Origin of the sequence: Microbacterium sp. lyk4-40-TSB-66, from assembly GCF_030209475.1 — a bacterium.
Taxonomy (GTDB): domain Bacteria; phylum Actinomycetota; class Actinomycetes; order Actinomycetales; family Microbacteriaceae; genus Microbacterium.
In genome coordinates this window covers 38827-51579 of record NZ_JARVRW010000005.1, presented here as the reverse complement: position 1 = coordinate 51579, position 12753 = coordinate 38827, and the positions used below count along the sequence as shown (strand labels likewise).

Sequence of the window (12753 nt, the reverse complement as noted above, 5' to 3'; positions counted from 1 at the left end):
GCCGCCGTATTCGACGGTCGCGCCGGCGTCGACCGTCGTGGGAAAGACCGGGTCGGCCTGATTCGCGCTCCACCACTCGTTGCCACCGACCACGGCCGCGGTGGTCGGCAGCAGCACGGCCACCGCCGCAAGTGCCACGGCGTTTCGCCGCCACCACCGCGCGGTCATGGGGTCGCCCATCCGGTGGGGGTCAGTTCGACGTCGGCTTGTCGTGTCAGCGAGCCCAGGTCGATCGGAACCTCGACGAGCGAGTCCAACCTCGTGTCGTCGCTGAGGCCCAGCGTGAGAGAGCCCGTGCGGTCGACGGCGGCGGCGGGAAGCTCGAACGCGAGGCTGCCCGAACGCGGGACGCCGACCGCCAACGGCTGCCGGAAGATCGACGCGGGCCGCTCGCTCGCCCGGTAGGCGACACCGTCCACCATCAACTCCGCGTGGAGAAGAAGGGCGTTCATCTCGTCGTACCGAGCAGTGGCGGTGACGTCGACGACCAGCCACGTCCCCTCGGCGGACCACGATCCGGCTGTGGCGCGCGTGCCGAGTCGCGGATCGGTCACCGAGACCTCGAATGCGCGCGCCAGAGCGGTCTCGCCCACGGCCACCGGCACCGCGAACGGCTCCGTGGCCGCATCGTCGCTCGGGGTGATCTGCACCACGCCCCACGCAAGGGCCACCAGCGCTGCGCCGATCGCCCACACCGCCCACGGCCTCATCCCGACGACTCCTCGCTCGAGCCGGAGCCGGATTCCGAGCCGGAGGCGGAGTCCGCCCCCGCCCCGACATCGCTGATCTCGACCGTGGTGCGGGCGCCGACCACCGGGTCGATCCAGGACTCGCCGTACGTGACCAGCTGTCCCGTGTACGAGGTGAAGTCGAGCAGGTCCACGTGCAGCACGTCGCCCGCGGCGAAGGTCGCGGGGTCGACCGCCCACGTGAGCACGAGTTCCGCGGGGACCCCGGGCTGCAGGTACGGCGCCACAGTGGCATCGTCGATCCGGGCGACGGCGTTCGCCGTCGCGCCGCCGAGCTCGGCCACGCTCACCGCGTCGGCCACGCCGGCATCGCCGGACGCCGCAAGCGCGCGGTCCCACACGTTCTCGACACTCACCACGAGCGCCAGCACCCGCTGCCCGTCCGACACCGACGTGCCCGAACCGGGCAGCTCGTCGATGAGTACGGCGCGTTCCACGGTGAGGGCGAACTGATCGTTGCGGTGCTCCGTGCCCGCGGCGATGTCGGGCACGGGCGGGACGGCCACGGCGGAGAGGCCGCCGAACACGGCCGTGACGGAGAGGAACAGCGCCGTGAGGATGCCGGCGAACCACCCCGTCGGCACGCGGTCGGTGATCGCCAGCACGCGGGTGCGTGCCGCGCGCGGAGATCGATCACGACGGCCGGCGGCGTCATCCGGGGGAGGGGCGCTCACGGCCACAGTGTAGAGGGGGCATCGGGCTCGCGTCCGCGCCGGCGCATCTCCAGCGCGCTGAGACCCGGCATCCCGATCCACGAGCGCCCGGCGGGGCCGTCGACCACGGTGAGCAGGACCGCATCGCAGGCATGGCAGCGCACGACCACCCCCATCGCGGACGCGTAGACCGCGGCCGTCGCGAGCAGGTCCTCCAGGCCGCACCGCGTGCAGCGGACACCGGATGCCGTGGCATCCCATCCCAGAAGGTCGTCGAGTCGTCCGGCCAGGGCGTTGCCGTCGAGCAGGGTCATCAGGAGCCTCCGAACCTTTCCGTGCGGACGCGCGCCGCGGCGTGCCCCGCCTCGATCAGCCAGCGCGAGACGGCTTCGACGAACGGCGTCGGTCCGCACACGAACACCCGGGGCTCACGGTCGGCGGGGATGACCGCGGCGGCGAGGCTCTCCGCGGTCAGTCGGCCGGGGGCTGTGGTCGACCCCGGCGGGGCGACGCGGGTGTACACGAGATCGACGCGGAGGCGGTCGCCGCGGTCGGCGATGGCCCGCAACTCGTCGCCGAAGAAGACGTCGCCGGGGGAGCGCACCGAGTACAGCAGTCGGAACGGCGCCGGGTCGTCGCTCTCCGAATGCGCGGCCGCCATCGCGTACAGCGGCACGACTCCGGAGCCGCCCGCGATGAGCTGCACCGGAGCAGGGTCGTCCGACGGGGCCCAGACGAAGAACGCCCCGAGGGGTCCGTGCACCTCGAGACGATCGCCCTCGCGCAGATCGTGCACGAGGAAGGGCGAGACCTCGCCCTCCGGGACCTCGTCGACGGCGAGCACGACGCGGGTGCCCTCACCCGACGAGGCGACCGAGTAGGAGCGGCTCGCCTGATAGCCGTCGGGCGCGGTCAGGCGGACGTCGAGGTGGGACCCCGCGTCGTTGCCGGGCCACGTGGGGACGTCGAGTTCGATGCGTCGAGCCGTCGCGGTCTCGGAGCGGGTGCTCACGACCGTGGCGACGTGCCACGCGGCGCTCCGGCGACTCACCCGTATCGTTCCTCGCGCCACGGGTCGCCTCGCGGGTGGTAACCGTTCTGCTCCCAGAACCCGGGCTTGTCGTGCGGCATCGTGATGAGACCCTGCACCCACTTCGCGCTCTTCCAGAAGTAGAGGTGCGGCACGAGCAGACGGGCGGGGCCGCCGTGCTCGGCGCTCAGCGGTTCACCGTCGGCCTCGAACGCGATCCAGCTCTTGCCGCCGAGCAGGTCGTCGAGGGCCAGGTTGGTGGTGTAGCCGCCGAACGAGTGCACCATCGCGAAACGGTGGGCCGTCTCGACCTGCGCGAAGATGCGGTCCAGCGACACCCCGCGCCAGGGCATGTCGAGCTTCGTCCAGTGCGTGACGCAGTGGATGTCGACGGTGACGTCGTCCACTCCCAAGGCCTCCAGCTGCGCGCGATCCCACCGGTGCACGCCGTTCTCGGTGCCGATGGCGAACTCCCACGAGTCGGAGGCGACGGTGGGGGTGGGACCGGCGGAGAGCACAGGCCAATCGCCGACCAGGCTCTGCCCCGGAGGGAGTCGTGGATCGCGCTCACGGCGGCGGCCTCCGAAGCCGCGGGTGATGAACGACATGGCATCCCTTCGCCGGGGTCGATGCGTGGATTCACCCTAGCCATCCGTCCGGGGGTCGGACAGGGGCAGGCGAGGGGAGGAGGTCCCCGCGACGGAGGACGGATGGTCCGGCGTCCCCCCTCCACCGGCCGGATCTCCTCCCCTCACCGTGGCCGCCACCCCGCCGCGGCGCCGTCGCGCACCCACTAGCGTTGTCCCGCGGCGTGCACGCGCCGCATCCCTCACCCCCGGGAGAAGCGCACATGTCGGTCGGTCTGCTCGCCGTCGTCGATGACATCCTCAGCGCGGCCATGAAGGCCAGCGCCAAGACGGCCGGTGTGGTCATCGACGACGCCGCCGTCACCCCGCAGTACGTGCAGGGCCTCACTCCCGCGAGGGAACTGCCGGTGGTGTGGAAGATCGCACTCGGCAGCATCCTCAACAAGTACGTCGTCATCATCCCGATCGCCCTGCTGCTCACCGCCTTCGCGCCGTGGGTGCTCCCCTTCCTCCTCATCATCGGCGGCGGGTTCCTCTGCTTCGAAGGCGCGGAGAAGGTGCTCGAGTGGTTCGGCGTGCACCACGGCGCGCACGACGACGACGGACCCCGCGACGAGAAGAAGCTCGTGCTGGGCGCGGTGCGCACCGACCTCATCCTCAGTACCGAGATCATGCTGATCGCGCTGTCGAGCCTCGACCCGGACTTCGGGATCTGGATGACGCTGGGCGCCCTCCTCGTCATCGGCCTCGCCATGACGGTCGTCGTCTACGGCGCGGTGGCGCTGCTGGTCAAGCTCGACGACATGGGCCTGCGCCTGATGAAGAGCCCCTCGCGCGGCGTCCGCCGGTTCGGGGTGCGGATCGTGGCATCCATGCCCGCGGTGTTCCGCGTCATCAGCATCATCGGCACGGTCGCCATGCTCTGGGTCGGTGGGCACCTCGTGGTGCAGAACCTCGCGGAGACCCTGTGGTCGGGTCCCTACGACCTCGTGCACGTCGTGACCCACGCCATCGAGGCGGCGGGACCGGTCGTGGTCTGGATCGTCGACACGGCGATCTCGGCGGTGTTCGGCCTCGCGCTGGGGTTGATCATCGTCGCGATCGTGATGGGGATCTCGCGCGCGGTCAAGCGCGAGCACCCCGCCGGCGCCGCGCACTGACGAGCGCGCCGCCGGGCCCCGCGCTCGATCGGCGCGCGTACGCGGAGGCGTCTCCCGAGCCATCGACGTGGGGAGGGCGTTCGTCCGGCTCACCTCGCGTCAGGAGTGGCCGCGTGCCTCTCCCGCAGCGACCGTGCGCGTGAGGCCGGCGACGAGCTCGGGCCAGAGTTCGGGAACGATGTAGTGACCCATGCCGGAGTGCACCTGCAGCTCGGCGTGGGTGAGGGCCTCGGCCATGTCGACGGCCGCACTCCAGTGCAGCACGTCGTCGTCGCGACCGTGGAAGACCAGCGCGGGCACGTCGACCGCCCGGAGTGCGTCGAGTCGCTCGGGGGCGCGCAGCAGCGCGGACCACTGCCGCGAGAAGCCCTCCGGTGCGTAGCCGCGGTCGAACGCCTCGACGGCCGCCCACGCGTTCCACTCGACGTCGAGCGGGTAGCGCTGGCCCGCGGTGGAGGCGGCGAAACCCGCCGCCCCCGCTCGGACGTCTTCGCGCGTGTACCGGACGGGCTGACGCATGAGCTCGGGACGTTCGTCGTGCAGGATGTACCGCGGATCGCGGCCGGGGATGGTCGAGAGCAGACCCAGGCTGCGCACGCGCGCGGGATGCCTGATCGCGACCATCTGCGCCATCATCCCGCCCATCGAGTGCCCGACCAGGTGCCCCGCCTCGACCCCCAGATCATCGAGCACGCGGATGACGTCGTCGCCCATCTCCTCGAGCCCGTAGCCGCCGTCGATGTCGTCCGGACCGCCGAAGCGGGCCGAGAGGCCGACGTCGCGGTTGTCCATCCGCACCACGTGCAGCCCGCGACCGACGAGGGCGGCCACGAGGTCGACGTGCCAGGCGATGAGCTGGGCACCGCCGCCCGCGATGAGGACGACCGTCGGGTCGGCGGCGTCTCCGGCGGTGTCGTAGAAGATCGCGTGATCGGGGGTGTGCGGCATCCGGGGTCCTTGTCTGGGCTGCGAGCGACGATAGTGCGTGTCAGCGGACCGACGGTATGGGCGCGGAGCCCATGCGATCTGCGGCGGGGATGGATGCCGCGTACGTCGCGCCGAGGTCGCGTGAGAGCGCGGCGGCGAGCTCGCGGGCCGCTTCGCGCAGCTCGGGCAGGCGCGCGGAGACGTCTTCGGTGGCTCCCACGATGCACGCGGCCGCAGCGACCAGACCCGCCGCGTCGCGGACGGGCGCCGACACCGAGGTGATGCCGAACTCGTCGACCGAGCGCATCGTGAGCGTTCCCTCGTCGCGGACCCTCCCGACGCGGCGGACGAAGCGCGCGTACTCGGCGGCGCCGTGGCGGCGGGGGAAGAGCTCGGCGAGCTGCGCGGCGTCGAAGTCCATCGCGAGGGTGGGCCCGCCGTCGGACCCCACGAGCGGATGCGGGCGGCCGAGCCACGGCGCCATGCGGAGTCCCTCGCCGAGCGGCTCGATGTGCTCGACGACGGTGAAGCTGCGCATGCCGACGAGGGTCGTGACGAACACGCACGCACCCACCCGCTGGGCGGTCGCGGACGTGCGGCCCGGACCCCCTTGCGCGAGGGTCGGCAGGAACGCCGCGCGATGCCACGCGTGGATCGCGGGATCGACATGGAGGGAGTCGGTCTCGGCGTCGCGGGAGAGCAGGCCCGTCCGCACGAGGGCGTCGACGAGCCGGCGGGTACGGTCGCCTCGCATTCCGGTCGCGGCGGCGACGGCCGAGGCGCTCCCCGGGGCCCGGGCGACGGTCTCCACCACTCGCACGGCCGCCTCGATCGCGCGGTCGGGGACGGACGGTCGGGGCTCGGGCTCGGGCGTCGGCGGACGGTGCGCCCGATCGAGCGACCGCTCGAACGCGCGTCGGGCATCGGCGAGCAGGCGCCGGATGCGCGGTCGGGCGCGGGCCGCGCGATAGACCGGCAGTGCCACCGCGAGCACTCCGACGCGGCGGCCGTCGGGCGCGGTGAGGGCGACCGCGATCTCGACGGCGCGCCCCGTCTCCGATTCGACGACGGCCTCGTCGGCACCGTCGATCGACAGGGCGCGCACGAGGGCTCGGCGGGGGTCGTCGATCCGGTCGCCGACCGCGGCCGGCACGTGCAGCGTCCACCCCGAGGCCACGGAGGCCGTGATGCGGACTCCGCCGTCTTCGGGCGCGGCGAGCACGACGGTCTCCGCGGTGTCCTGCGCGAGGCGGTGCAGCTCGTAGTGCACGGTCGGTCCGAGCGCCGCGGCGGCCCGACCGGAGAGCGAGATCGCGCGTGCGCCCACACGGAAAGTGCCGTACGCCTCGGCCCGCTCGATCAGGCCGACCTCCGCGAGCTCGGCGCACAGGCGAGAGGTGGTGCTGAGGCTCGCGCCGATCGTCGCCGTCAGTCGAGACAGGGGGAGCGGCACGGTCGGGTCCACCCGGCCGGCGACCGCGCGCAGCACGGCGACGGCCAGCTCGATACGCGTGCTCACGGCATCCGCTCCTGAATCTGCAAAGTCGACGATGGGAAATTGCGGCTGAGTGCGACGGTAACAGGGCCGCGACGGGCGGTTCGAATAATTGCCGGTATTCGCCGGACGCCCGTCCGGCCACCCGGAAGGATCCGTCATGGAGGAGTTCGACGTCGCCGTCGTCGGGTTGGGCGCCCTCGGCAGCGCGGCCGCGTACCACCTGGCCGGCCGCGGCGCGCGCGTCGTCGCCTTCGAGCAGTACGAGCTCGGCCACGTGCGAGGCGCCTCGCACGACACCTCGCGGATCGTGCGGACGTCGTACGGCTCGGCCGCGTACGTGCGCTTCGCCCAGGCGGCCTACCGGGAGTGGGCGTCACTCGAGGCGGCCACCGGCGAGCGCCTGCTGACGGTCACGGGCGGAGTGGTGTTCATCCCCGACACCGGACCCTACGACGCCGCCGACTTCGCGCGCAGCTTGTCGGAGAGCGGCGTGCCCTTCGAACTCCTCGGCCCCGACGAGGTCCGCGGACGGTGGCCGCAGTTCGTCGTACCGACGGGGGTGACCTGCGTCTACACCCCCGACTCGGGCATCGCCCACGCCGCGCGCACCGTCGCGACCCTGCAGATGCACGCGCGCATGCGCGGCGCCGACCTGCGCGATCGCACCCGCGTGGACCGCCTCCTGCCCGACGCCGGCGGTGTCGTCGTGCGCACCTCCGGCGGTGACGTGCGCGCGCGACGCGTCGTCGTCGCCGCGGACGCCTGGACGAACGAGTTGCTCGAGCCCCTCGGCATCCGCATCCCCCTCGAGGTCATGCAGGAACAGGTGAGCTACTTCGCGCCGAGTGCGCCCGAAGCGTTCGACCGCGACCGCTTCCCGGTCTGGATCTGGGAGGACGAGGAGTGCTTCTACGGCTTCCCCACCTATGGCGAGCCGACGGTCAAGGCGGCGCGCGATGTGTCGGAGATCCACATGACGCCCGCGGAACGCACGTTCGTGCCGTCTCCGGAGCGCACGGCCGAGTTGGCGGCGTTCCTGACCGCGACCCTTCCCGGCAGCGGTCCGCTGCTGCGCACGGTCACCTGCCAGTACGCCCTCACGCCCGACCGCCGCTTCCTGATCGGCCCTCTCGTCGAGCAGCCCGACATCGTCGTCGCGCTCGGAGCCGGCCACGCGTTCAAGTTCACGCCCGCGATCGGGCTGGCGCTCGCGGAACTCGCGCTGGGCGGCGAGACCACCGACGACCTGACGGCGTTCGCGGTCGACGCGACCGTCGCCCCGGCGATGTGAGGACGAGCATGCGAATCTGCCGACGAGACCCGGTGCCGATGTGCGCTTCGGGGGTGCAGTGATGAGACACGACGCCGACTACGCGCTCGAGGACGTCGATGCGGTGCGCGCCCTCGTGCGCGAGAACCCGTGGGCGACCCTGGTGAGCCACGTGCCGCGCCGCGGCCTCGTCGCCTCGCACTACCCGGTGCTGATCGACGACACCGTCGAGGAGCTCGCGCTGGTGAGCCACGTGGGGCGTCCCGACGAGGCCCTGCACGAGCTCGGCGCCCGCGAGGTGATGGTCATCGTCTCCGGGCCCAGCGGGTACGTGTCGCCGAGCTGGTACGACGTCTCGCCCGCCGTGCCGACCTGGAACTTCGTGGTCGCCCACCTGCACGGCATCCCGGAACTGCTGTCCGACGACGACAACCTCGCCGTCCTCGACCGGCTCGTGGCGCATTTCGAGGCGCCGCTGCCGAATCCCTTCCTGATGCACCGGAGCCGGGAGAACACCGCCTACGCCGAACGGATCGTGCGGGGCACGGTCGGCTTCCGCCTTCCGGTGGCGCGGTTCGACGCCAAGCAGAAGCTCAGTCAGGACAAGCCCGACGAGTTCGTCGACCGTATCGTCGCGGCGCTTCGCCGCCCCGGCCCGTACGCCAACCCCGCCCTGGCCGACCGGATGGACACCATCCGCCCCCGAAAGGAACGAGAACAACGATGACCGGATTCGTCGGCGTGGATGCCATGGTGCGCTGGGTCGCCACGCACGGGGCCGAGAGGCTCATGACCGACATGGTCGCCTACCTGGAGGCCGATTACCGGCGGTGGCCGTCGTTCGACAAGGTCGAGCGGATGGCGAGCCACACCCCGTTCGGCGTGATCGAGTTGATGCCGATCAGCGACCCCGACACGTACGCCTTCAAGTACGTGAACGGGCACCCCTTCAACCCCGGCCGCGGTTACCAGACGGTCACCGCGTTCGGCGTGCTCGCCGACGTGCACAACGGGTATCCGGTGTTCCTGTCGGAGATGACGCTGCTGACGGCGCTGCGGACGGCGGCGACGTCGGCGATGGTCGCCCGCCGGCTGGCGCGCCCCGACTCCGACATCATGGCGATGATCGGCGCCGGCAGCCAGGCCGAGTTCCAAGCGCTGGCGTTCCGCGGCGTACTCGGGGTCGACCGGCTCCGGGTCTTCGACGTCGATCCCGCCGCCAGCGCCAAGCTGGTGCGCAATCTGGCACCTCTGGGCTTCGACATCACGGTGTGCGACTCCGCCGCCGAAGCCGCCCGGGGCGCCGACATCGTCACGACCTGCACCGCCGACAAGACGGCGGCGACCGTGCTGAGCGATGCCGACGTGGCATCCGGCATGCACATCAACGCGATCGGCGGCGACTGCCCCGGCAAGACCGAGCTCGACCCGGCGATCCTCTCCCGCGGGTCGGTGTTCGTCGAGTACACGCCGCAGACGCGCATAGAAGGAGAGATCCAGCGCGCGGCCGCGGACTTCCCGGTGACCGAGTTCTGGGAGGTGCTGACGGGTCGCACCCCCGGCCGCACCTCCGTCGACCAGGTGACGGTGTTCGACTCGGTCGGCTTCGCGATCGAGGACTTCTCGGCCCTGCGGTTCCTGCGCGACAGCGTAGCCGGCACCGAGCTCGCGCTCGAGATCGACCTCGTGGCCGCCCCCGACGATCCGAAGGACCTCTTCGGCCTCGTCGGCGCCCCGGTGCCGTCGCGATGAGCGCGCTCACGTTGCGCTCCGTCCGCCCCTACGGAGGCGAACCGGTCGACGTCGTCGTGCGCGACGGCCTCATCGTCGCGATCGCCCCCGCCGGCTCGGCGCCGGATGAGAGCGAGGTCCTCGACCTGGACGGCCGCTTCGTCGGCCCCGGCCTGTGGGACGCGCACGTGCACTTCACGCAGTGGGTCATCTCGAGCCGGCGGGTGGATGTCGGCGGTACGGGCAGTCCCGAAGAGGTCGTGGACGTCGTGCGGCGCGCGATGGCCGCCGGAGCGCCCCGCACCGACGGCGTGCTCGTCGGCTACGGCTACCGCGACGGCCTCTGGTCGACGCCGACCTCGCTCCGCGCTCTCGACGAGGCGTTCCCCGACGACCCGGTGATGCTCGTCAGCGGTGACCTGCACGCGGGGTGGATGAACTCGCGCGGGGCGGAGCGGTTCGGTCTGCACCCCGATGCCGGCGGCGTCGTCTCGGAGGCCGACTGGATCGGCTCTCTCCAACGCTTCCAGAAGGCGGCGTCCATCCCTCTCGAGGCGTACGAGCAGGTGGCCCAGGCGGCCGCCCGACGGGGGGTCGTCGGCATCGTCGACTACGAGAACGTGCCGAACTTCCGTGAGTGGCCCGAGCGGGTCTCCGCGGGCGTGCGCGCGCTGCGCGTCGACGCGTCGGTGTGGCCCGACCGGCTCGAAGAGGCCCTGGCCGCGGGGCTGCGGACGGGTGACCCCCTCGATGCCGATGGCCTCGTCACCATGGGGCGGCTGAAGGTCGTCGTCGACGGCTCCCTCAACACCCGCACGGCGTTGTGCTGGGACCCGTACCCCGGTGCCGACCCGCACGCCGAGCACGGGTGCGGGGTGCGGAGCGTGCCCGTGGACGAGTTGCGCCGACTGCTCGTGCGGGCGAAGGAGGGCGGCATCCTGCCCGCGGTCCACGCGATCGGCGACCGCGCGAACACCGAGGTGATCGAGGTCTTCGAGGAGCTCGGGATGCCGGGCATCATCGAGCACGCCCAGCTCGTCCGCGACGCCGACTTCCCGCGGTTCCGTCGGGCCGGTCTCATCGCGAGCGTGCAACCGGAGCACGCGATGGACGACCGCGACATCGCCGACCTGCACTGGGCCGGACGCACGGCGCGGGCCTTCGCCTTCGGGTCGCTGCACCGATCGGGGGCCGCGCTGCGATTGGGCTCCGACGCCCCCGTCGCGCCGCTCGACCCGTGGCACGCCATCGCCTCCGCGACGGCGCGCAGTCGCGGCGACCGCGAGGCGTGGCATCCGGAGCAGCGTCTGCCCCTCGAGGTCGCCCTGGCGGCGAGCAGCCGCAGCACGCTGGCGGTGGGGCAGCCGGCCGACCTCGTCGTGACCGATCACGACCCCTACGCCGCCGATCGCGATGCGCTGCGGGACATGCCCGTGGCCGCGACCCTGCTCGGCGGGCGGTTCACGCACCGGGCCGGGGTGTAGGCGCAGGGTGTCGCCGTGCCCGCGCGGCGGGGCGACACCCTCGACACCGGTGCCCGGTCTCGCCGGGGGCCGCGGGCGACGTCAGGCGTCGAGGACGAGGGACGAACCCGCCCGGGCGCGCGAGACGCACGGGTAGATCGTGCGCGAGTCGTCGTCGGTCGTGAGCGAGTCACGATGCTCCACCGCACCCTCCCGCACCGGCAGCGCGCACGAGCCGCACACCCCGCGCAGACACGATCCGCTCACGGCGACCCCGGCGCCCCGCAGCGACTCGAGCAGCGACCGCGCGGCCGGCACCTCGACCGTCACCCCCGAGCGGGCCGCGGTCGCCGTGAAGGGCTCGTTCGGTGCGAACGCCCGTCGACGCGGCTCGAAGCGCTCGAGATGGATGCCGGATCCCGACGGCAGCATCGGGGTCAGATCGAGCAGCGCGTCGGTGAAGGCGGCGGGGCCGCACGCGTAGACGTCGGTGCCCGGTGCGATCGACCCGATGACGGCCGCGAGGTCGAGGCGTCCCCGGGTGCCGCTGACATGCACCTCGGCGCGGTGCCCGAGCGCGGCGATCTCGTCGGCGAAGGCGACCCCGTCCGCGTGGCGCGCGGCGACGATCATGCGCCAGTCGGCGCCGACGGATGCCAGGTGGCGGGCCATCGAGAGGATCGGGGTCACACCGATCCCGGCGGCCAGCAGCAGATACGCGGGCGCCTCGCCGAGCTCGAACAGGTTGCGGGGCGGGCGCACCCACACGGTGCCGCCCTCGCGCAGGAACGCGTGGATGTAGTGCGACCCCCCGCGCGAGAGCTCCTCGCGTCGCACGGCGATGCGGTACGACGTCGCGTCGTCGGGGTCGCCGCAGAGCGAGTACTGCCGCTCGTGTCGGGTGACGAGCTGCAGGTCGATATGGGCACCGGGTCGCCACGCGGGGAGGGGGGATCCGTCGACGTGCTGGAGGCGGAGGCTGACGATGTCGGCCGTCTGGCGGGTGATCTCGCGGACCACCAGGGGCATGAGTCCTTCGCGGCTGCGCACCTCAGTACAGCGCCCGGTACGCGCCGGTCATCGCCTCGTCGATGACGTCGCCCACGCTGGCGTCCCATCCCGAGGTGCTGGCCCAGATCTGACCCGAGGTCGGCACCTGGGCGGCCAGGTCCTGCATCTCGGCGTCCCAGATCCCGCCCCGCAGCAGCGCGCGCCCGCAGTGCAGATACACCTGCTCGATGCGCAGCACGATCGCGAGGTCGGGAACGGTGTGGTCCTGCTCGAGCGAGCGCAGCAGGACGGGGTCGTCGGTGACCACGGCGGTGCCGTTGATGCGCAGCGTCTCGGTCATGCCTGGCACGAAGCAGAGCAGCGCGGCGTGGCCGTTGTCGACGATGTTGCGCATCGAGTCGGCGATCCTGTTGCCGAGGCGGTCGGGGAGGACCACCGTGCGATCGTCGATCGCGCGGACGAAGCCGGGGTAGTCCCCGCGAGGGGAGCAGTCGCACGTCCCGTCGGCATCGGCGGTGGCCAGCGTGGCGAAGGGCGAATGCGCGAGGAAGCGCAGGCAGTTCTCGTCGAGACGGTCGGTGATCTTCTGCAGCGACGGCCCCTCGGGCTCGCCCAGCGCGGCGCGGATCTCCGCGAGTCCGAGCGCGCGGAAATCGGTGGAGAGCATACGTTCG

Annotated in this window: 14 protein-coding genes; 5 read left to right on the top strand and 9 right to left on the bottom strand. The window is 72.3% G+C overall.

Translation table 11 applies throughout. The features are described from left to right. Window positions 1-164 precede the first annotated feature (164 nt). The 5 genes from QRO03_RS10085 to QRO03_RS10065 are packed head-to-tail and all read right to left on the bottom strand — an operon-like array spanning window position 165 to window position 3040. Window positions 165-710, bottom strand: coding sequence for a hypothetical protein (locus tag QRO03_RS10085; protein WP_285137373.1), 546 nt, complete (start codon window positions 708-710; stop codon window positions 165-167). After that, a complete protein-coding gene (locus tag QRO03_RS10080; protein ID WP_285137372.1) occupies window positions 707-1423 on the bottom strand; it encodes a hypothetical protein in 717 nt (238 codons plus the stop codon). Before QRO03_RS10080 ends, QRO03_RS10085 begins: the two co-directional genes overlap by 4 nt. Further along, the gene (locus tag QRO03_RS10075; protein ID WP_285137371.1) at window positions 1420-1716 is read right to left on the bottom strand and encodes a DUF6510 family protein; all 297 of its coding nucleotides are present in this window, start codon (window positions 1714-1716) and stop codon (window positions 1420-1422) included. Before QRO03_RS10075 ends, QRO03_RS10080 begins: the two co-directional genes overlap by 4 nt. Next, window positions 1716-2453 (bottom strand): FAD-binding oxidoreductase, encoded by a 738-nt coding sequence (locus tag QRO03_RS10070; protein ID WP_285137370.1) that lies wholly within the window; start codon window positions 2451-2453, stop codon window positions 1716-1718. Before QRO03_RS10070 ends, QRO03_RS10075 begins: the two co-directional genes overlap by 1 nt. Beyond that, a complete protein-coding gene (locus QRO03_RS10065; RefSeq protein WP_285137369.1) occupies window positions 2450-3040 on the bottom strand; it encodes a molybdopterin-dependent oxidoreductase in 591 nt (196 codons plus the stop codon). Before QRO03_RS10065 ends, QRO03_RS10070 begins: the two co-directional genes overlap by 4 nt. Before the next feature lie 242 nt (window positions 3041-3282). On the opposite strand from QRO03_RS10065, the gene QRO03_RS10060 reads away from it, so the two are divergent. Then, window positions 3283-4179 carry a DUF808 domain-containing protein gene (locus tag QRO03_RS10060; RefSeq protein ID WP_285137368.1) on the top strand — a complete coding sequence of 299 codons (897 nt, stop codon included), beginning with the start codon at window positions 3283-3285 and terminating at the stop codon, window positions 4177-4179. A 99-nt stretch (window positions 4180-4278) separates the two neighbouring features. Here QRO03_RS10060 and QRO03_RS10055 read toward each other — a convergent pair whose 3' ends face one another. Together QRO03_RS10055 and QRO03_RS10050 are read right to left on the bottom strand one after the other, a co-directional pair. Next, window positions 4279-5127: an alpha/beta fold hydrolase gene (locus QRO03_RS10055; protein WP_285137367.1), complete on the bottom strand. Its 849-nt coding sequence runs from the start codon at window positions 5125-5127 to the stop codon at window positions 4279-4281. Window positions 5128-5167: 40 nt separating this feature from the next. Then, entirely contained in the window at window positions 5168-6625 is a 1458-nt protein-coding gene (locus tag QRO03_RS10050) for an IclR family transcriptional regulator domain-containing protein (RefSeq protein ID WP_285137366.1), read from the bottom strand. A gap of 136 nt (window positions 6626-6761) precedes the next feature. Between QRO03_RS10050 and solA the strand changes: the two genes are divergently transcribed. From solA to QRO03_RS10030, 4 genes are all read left to right on the top strand, one after another. Then, entirely contained in the window at window positions 6762-7895 is a 1134-nt protein-coding gene (gene solA / locus QRO03_RS10045) for an N-methyl-L-tryptophan oxidase (protein ID WP_285137365.1), read from the top strand. A gap of 61 nt (window positions 7896-7956) precedes the next feature. Further along, window positions 7957-8601, top strand: a complete 645-nt coding sequence (locus QRO03_RS10040) for an FMN-binding negative transcriptional regulator (protein WP_285137364.1) — start codon at window positions 7957-7959, stop codon at window positions 8599-8601. Beyond that, window positions 8598-9626: an ornithine cyclodeaminase gene (gene ocd, locus QRO03_RS10035; RefSeq protein ID WP_285137363.1), complete on the top strand. Its 1029-nt coding sequence runs from the start codon at window positions 8598-8600 to the stop codon at window positions 9624-9626. Before QRO03_RS10040 ends, ocd begins: the two co-directional genes overlap by 4 nt. Next, window positions 9623-11089 (top strand): amidohydrolase, encoded by a 1467-nt coding sequence (locus QRO03_RS10030; protein ID WP_285137362.1) that lies wholly within the window; start codon window positions 9623-9625, stop codon window positions 11087-11089. Before ocd ends, QRO03_RS10030 begins: the two co-directional genes overlap by 4 nt. Before the next feature lie 81 nt (window positions 11090-11170). Here the strand turns inward: QRO03_RS10030 and QRO03_RS10025 are convergent, their stop codons facing one another. Next, on the bottom strand, window positions 11171-12097 hold the full coding sequence (locus tag QRO03_RS10025; protein WP_285137361.1) for a PDR/VanB family oxidoreductase: 927 nt from the start codon (window positions 12095-12097) through the stop codon (window positions 11171-11173). 22 nt (window positions 12098-12119) lie between these two features. Further along, a complete protein-coding gene (locus tag QRO03_RS10020) occupies window positions 12120-12746 on the bottom strand; it encodes an MSMEG_1061 family FMN-dependent PPOX-type flavoprotein (protein WP_285137360.1) in 627 nt (208 codons plus the stop codon). Between the last annotated feature and the right edge of the window lie 7 nt (window positions 12747-12753).

What these genes read in the sequence shown, in the direction of transcription:
- QRO03_RS10065 (WP_285137369.1), bottom strand. Translation starts at nt 3,040, where the DNA reads ATGTCGTTCATCACCCGCGGCTTCGGAGGCCGCCGCCGTGAGCGCGAT.
- QRO03_RS10020 (WP_285137360.1), bottom strand. Translation starts at nt 12,746, where the DNA reads ATGCTCTCCACCGATTTCCGCGCGCTCGGACTCGCGGAGATCCGCGCC.
- QRO03_RS10060 (WP_285137368.1), top strand. Translation starts at nt 3,283, where the DNA reads ATGTCGGTCGGTCTGCTCGCCGTCGTCGATGACATCCTCAGCGCGGCC.
- QRO03_RS10030 (WP_285137362.1), top strand. Translation starts at nt 9,623, where the DNA reads ATGAGCGCGCTCACGTTGCGCTCCGTCCGCCCCTACGGAGGCGAACCG.
- QRO03_RS10085 (WP_285137373.1), bottom strand. Translation starts at nt 710, where the DNA reads ATGAGGCCGTGGGCGGTGTGGGCGATCGGCGCAGCGCTGGTGGCCCTT.
- QRO03_RS10025 (WP_285137361.1), bottom strand. Translation starts at nt 12,097, where the DNA reads ATGCCCCTGGTGGTCCGCGAGATCACCCGCCAGACGGCCGACATCGTC.
- QRO03_RS10040 (WP_285137364.1), top strand. Translation starts at nt 7,957, where the DNA reads ATGAGACACGACGCCGACTACGCGCTCGAGGACGTCGATGCGGTGCGC.
- ocd (WP_285137363.1), top strand. Translation starts at nt 8,598, where the DNA reads ATGACCGGATTCGTCGGCGTGGATGCCATGGTGCGCTGGGTCGCCACG.
- solA (WP_285137365.1), top strand. Translation starts at nt 6,762, where the DNA reads ATGGAGGAGTTCGACGTCGCCGTCGTCGGGTTGGGCGCCCTCGGCAGC.
- QRO03_RS10055 (WP_285137367.1), bottom strand. Translation starts at nt 5,127, where the DNA reads ATGCCGCACACCCCCGATCACGCGATCTTCTACGACACCGCCGGAGAC.
- QRO03_RS10075 (WP_285137371.1), bottom strand. Translation starts at nt 1,716, where the DNA reads ATGACCCTGCTCGACGGCAACGCCCTGGCCGGACGACTCGACGACCTT.